This window comes from Neobacillus rhizosphaerae, from assembly GCF_050477885.1.
GTDB classification, from domain to species: domain Bacteria; phylum Bacillota; class Bacilli; order Bacillales; family Cytobacillaceae; genus Neobacillus; species Neobacillus rhizosphaerae_A.
The window spans coordinates 1-3,864 of record NZ_JBCNAC010000037.1 but is presented as its reverse complement, the minus strand read 5'-3'; the positions used below and the strand labels follow the sequence as shown (position 1 = coordinate 3,864).

Genomic DNA, 3,864 nt, shown 5'->3' with positions numbered 1-3,864 from the left:
GAAGGTTATTTGACCCGAGCTGTAACAATCATCGCTTTATCAAGCCATGATTGTTACAAGATACTCAAGGAAGATTATTCAGGATGAAAACTGGCTAGGCGCTGGAGCTAGACAATTATCAAATTATATTCAAATAGAAAAGCTCCGGAGCGCTCCGGAGCTTTTCTTGTCCTAGTTTTACGTGTATTCACACACTGTTTATCATACTATCTATTGTTTAAAAAAACTACCAAAAATTATCTTAGGGTATTTTTTACTGAGCATTTAACCCTTGTTTTAGTTCGTCTGTAGAATTATTCCATAATACTTCATTATGATTTTTCAAAAAGTCCGCCAGCACTTGCTTTGACTTGTCATCCATATCAGCGACGATAATATGGCGCTTGAGCGACTTATCCATGCGATTAACATGCTCTGGAAGGGATTTGTAGCCACGGCGGATTTCACGGTCAACCGTCATATAACAAGCTGTCACACCAGCATAATAAGGTCCCTCTTCATGGCGATCAATCGTCACCCACACCAGCCAATACGGCTTGCCATTTGGAACCTCTTCTTTATTCGGTAAAAATTTGATTCCCTTCTCCACCACACTGCGGGCATGCATCGCACCTACATCGATTACCGCTTCTCCCGCATCGATATCAATGAAGACAGGCGACACATTATCAAGGCTCAACGCTCCTTTTCCAAACCCTTTATGGTTATCCATTGGATCGCTTTTCTTAATTATATTAAAACCTAGCTTCTTCTTTTTTTCATCCATCGAACGTAAACCTCCTTAGAAAAACATACTGTAAAAGAAATTACTTAATCCCTCTAATACCCACGGGATGACGACACCAAAAATCGGTTGAATCGTAAATTGGTCCAGCGGTGTAATGACTAATATTAAAAAGATTAATACTCCATACTGTTCATACTGGGTCATTTTAGCACGAATATGATTCGGTGCTAAATCCTCCACGATTCGATAGCCATCAAGTGGTGGAAGTGGGAGCAGATTAAAAATAAATAACACGACGTTCAGATTAATAAATATATTGAGGAAATCAATAAAATTATCAGATGGTATCGAACCAAAGCGGTTTAATGCATACCAAACGATAAATCCAATCGAAGCTAAGACTAAATTGCTTAAAGGCCCTGCAACAGAAACTAGGACGCCAGCCAAGCGCGGTTTTTTAAAATAAAAACGATTAACCGGTACAGGACGAGCCCAGCCGAAGCCGGCAATCAGAATCAAGATTGTTCCAAATGGGTCAAGGTGCTGGATTGGATTAAGCGTCAAACGCCCTTGATTTTTAGCTGTCATATCACCGAATTTATAGGCTACATAGGCATGTGCAAATTCATGAAAGGTGAATGCAAACATAAGTGTAATGACAACATAAGGAATCTCTTTAAGGGGATAGGCAAGAAAATGTTCCAAGTGGTTTCTCCTTCCTTACTGAACGGAAGGCATGCCTCCGTTTTCTCTTTCTTCTATTATATTCCTTTAAGTATACATGAAATCGCATGGAAAAAGAAAATCAAATATGCCGACCAATATTGCACTTTTTCACAGAATGAGGGAAACTTAAACATAGTTACGATTGATTATAAGGAGGAAGTCATCATGCCATACGTTACAGTCAAAATGCTAGAAGGACGTACCGAAGACCAGAAGAGAGCTCTAGTAGCGAAAGTCACTGACGCTGTCAGCGAAACAACAGGCGCTCCAAAAGAAAACATTACCGTTTTCATTGAAGAAATGAGCAAGAACCACTACGGCGTCGGCGGTGTCCGTGCAAGCGATAAATAAGAAAAGCGGAAGCGCAATAGGCGCTTCCACTTTTTTTACTGAACTTTCGCTTTCAAGCTTTCAATATACTGATAAGCCTCATCAATCTCTGCTTCGGTATAGCGCTGGCTGCTTTTCAACGTAAATACCTTATTCGCAACCTCTTCCTTTGGAAGATTATCAAAATATAAAACCGTAGAAACAAGCTCAAGAAATCTAGCATTCTGCTCATTCATATCCACGAGGCAATCCTGTAGGCAGGGCATGTCCACATCATTCATGCTCAAAAACTCTTTCCCAGCATCCGTCAGTGTATAACGATACTGAAAATATCCGCCCTTTTTCTCTTTCACTTCATTCAAGAAACCCATGTTACAAAGCTCTTCTACTCTTGTAGTCAATTCCTCAGAATATGGCCCGTAAAAATGGAACTGAAACCGCTCCTGAAACGGAAAATCAACCTTTTTTGCAATATATATCATCTTTTGCAGCTTTTTTCTCCCCGTAATTTCGCCGGAAACTAAAATTGCCTGCATCAGCTTCGCATGATCTTTTAACAACATTCGTCATCTCCTACTCCATCTAAACAGGTCTCTTATTATCTCTTTTTCATGCCTCAAAGGGCATCTGTCTATCAACTCTCCAAAAGAGCGCGGATTTTTGCTTTACTCTCTTTACAGCCGGAATCACTCTCAAGAAAATCAGCTGGATAATAAAGCTTATGATCGGTTCTTCTTTTTCCCGAAATGGCATCCACAATCTCTGACTCTCGGGAAAGCTCCCGTAATTCCCCATTTTTCATTAACAAATGAATCGGCAGCCGTTCTTCTTCCTCACCCGGTCGGTAAAAATCATATGGTAAATCGGAGGATGAATCGACCACCAAATAATATTCAGGGTCCATTCCCGCCTTTTGGAATAAGGAGGTTAATTCAGCAAGTTTCTTGTATTCCTTTGCAGGATCAAATTCGGCATATTTGAATAGATTACGATTCACAAAACGGCGGCAAAGGTCGCTTAAAATCGGGTCGGCCTCTTCCTGCCAAATTTGAAAATAATACATAATAACAGACTCATCTAATTTTAGATAGTCTTCTAATGTCGCTTTTTCATGAAAGAACGACGTAAAGTGAATCGGTTCATATTTGAAAGAATAGTTTTCTTCAAATAACTGCTTCGCACGATGGAGGATTTTTGTCAAAATTACCTCCGCACTGCGGCTTACGGGATGAAAATAAACCTGCCAATACATCTGGTAACGACTCATAATATAATCTTCGACCGCGTGCATACCGCTCTTTTTAATCACAACCTGGTCTTCTCTTGGCCGCATCACGCGTAGAATCCGTTCCATATCAAATTGCCCATAGCTGACACCGGTAAAATACGCATCCCGTTGCAAATAATCCATGCGGTCCGCATCAATTTGGCTGGAAATCAGACTCACAACAAGCTTTTTCTCGGATGTTTTTTCAATCACTTCGGCTACTTGAGTAGGAAAATCTGGTCCCACCTTCAACAGCACACGATTAACTTCTGTATCACCTAAAATAATGGCGCGGGTAAAATCTTCGTGGTCAAAACCAAAGACTTTTTCAAAGGAGTGGGAAAACGGTCCGTGCCCCAGATCATGAAGAAGGGCCGCACACAGGGTGAGAAGTCGTTCATCATCGTTCCATTCCGGCCTTCCAGCGAACACATCGTCGATAATCCGGCGGACGATTTCGTATACTCCCAGCGAATGGTTGAATCTGCTGTGCTCTGCACCATGAAAGGTTAAAAAGGTTGTTCCAAGCTGTTTGATTCGCCGTAAGCGCTGAAATTCTTTCGTTCCAATCAAGTCCCAAATGGCCAAATCACGCACATGGACGTAGCGGTGGACGGGGTCTTTAAACACTTTTTCTTCACTCAGTTTTTCCGCCGAATATTGCATGGACTTCCCTCTTCCTCTTTACTTTCTTTTGTCTATTATATCCCAAAATTCACCTATTTTTCAGCAAAATTCTACAGTAGTTTTCGACAAATGCAACTTAAAAAAAGAGTCTGTTGATTTCCGTTCCAGGCACTTCGCTTTCCGTGGG

Annotated in this window: 5 protein-coding genes; 1 reads left to right on the top strand and 4 read right to left on the bottom strand. The window is 41.1% G+C overall.

The genetic code is table 11. The features are described from left to right. Nucleotides 1-253 precede the first annotated feature (253 nt). Nucleotides 254-766 (bottom strand): YwhD family protein, encoded by a 513-nt coding sequence (locus tag ABES03_RS05340; RefSeq protein WP_308081775.1) that lies wholly within the window; start codon nt 764-766, stop codon nt 254-256. Nucleotides 767-781: 15 nt separating this feature from the next. Then, nucleotides 782-1,432 carry a site-2 protease family protein gene (locus ABES03_RS05335; RefSeq protein ID WP_430115802.1) on the bottom strand — a complete coding sequence of 217 codons (651 nt, stop codon included), beginning with the start codon at nt 1,430-1,432 and terminating at the stop codon, nt 782-784. Between ABES03_RS05335 and ABES03_RS05330 the strand changes: the two genes are divergently transcribed. Beyond that, complete coding sequence (locus ABES03_RS05330) at nt 1,343-1,804, top strand: 2-hydroxymuconate tautomerase (protein ID WP_430115801.1); 462 nt, start codon at nt 1,343-1,345, stop codon at nt 1,802-1,804. The genes ABES03_RS05335 and ABES03_RS05330 overlap by 90 nt on opposite strands. A 35-nt stretch (nt 1,805-1,839) precedes the next feature. On the opposite strand, the gene ABES03_RS05325 is transcribed toward ABES03_RS05330, so the two are convergent. Both ABES03_RS05325 and ABES03_RS05320 read right to left on the bottom strand, forming a co-directional pair. Further along, a complete protein-coding gene (locus ABES03_RS05325) occupies nt 1,840-2,343 on the bottom strand; it encodes a YwgA family protein (protein WP_430115805.1) in 504 nt (167 codons plus the stop codon). Between the two features lie 74 nt (nt 2,344-2,417). Continuing rightward, a complete protein-coding gene (locus tag ABES03_RS05320) occupies nt 2,418-3,716 on the bottom strand; it encodes an HD domain-containing protein (RefSeq protein WP_430115799.1) in 1,299 nt (432 codons plus the stop codon). Nucleotides 3,717-3,864 lie beyond the last annotated feature (148 nt).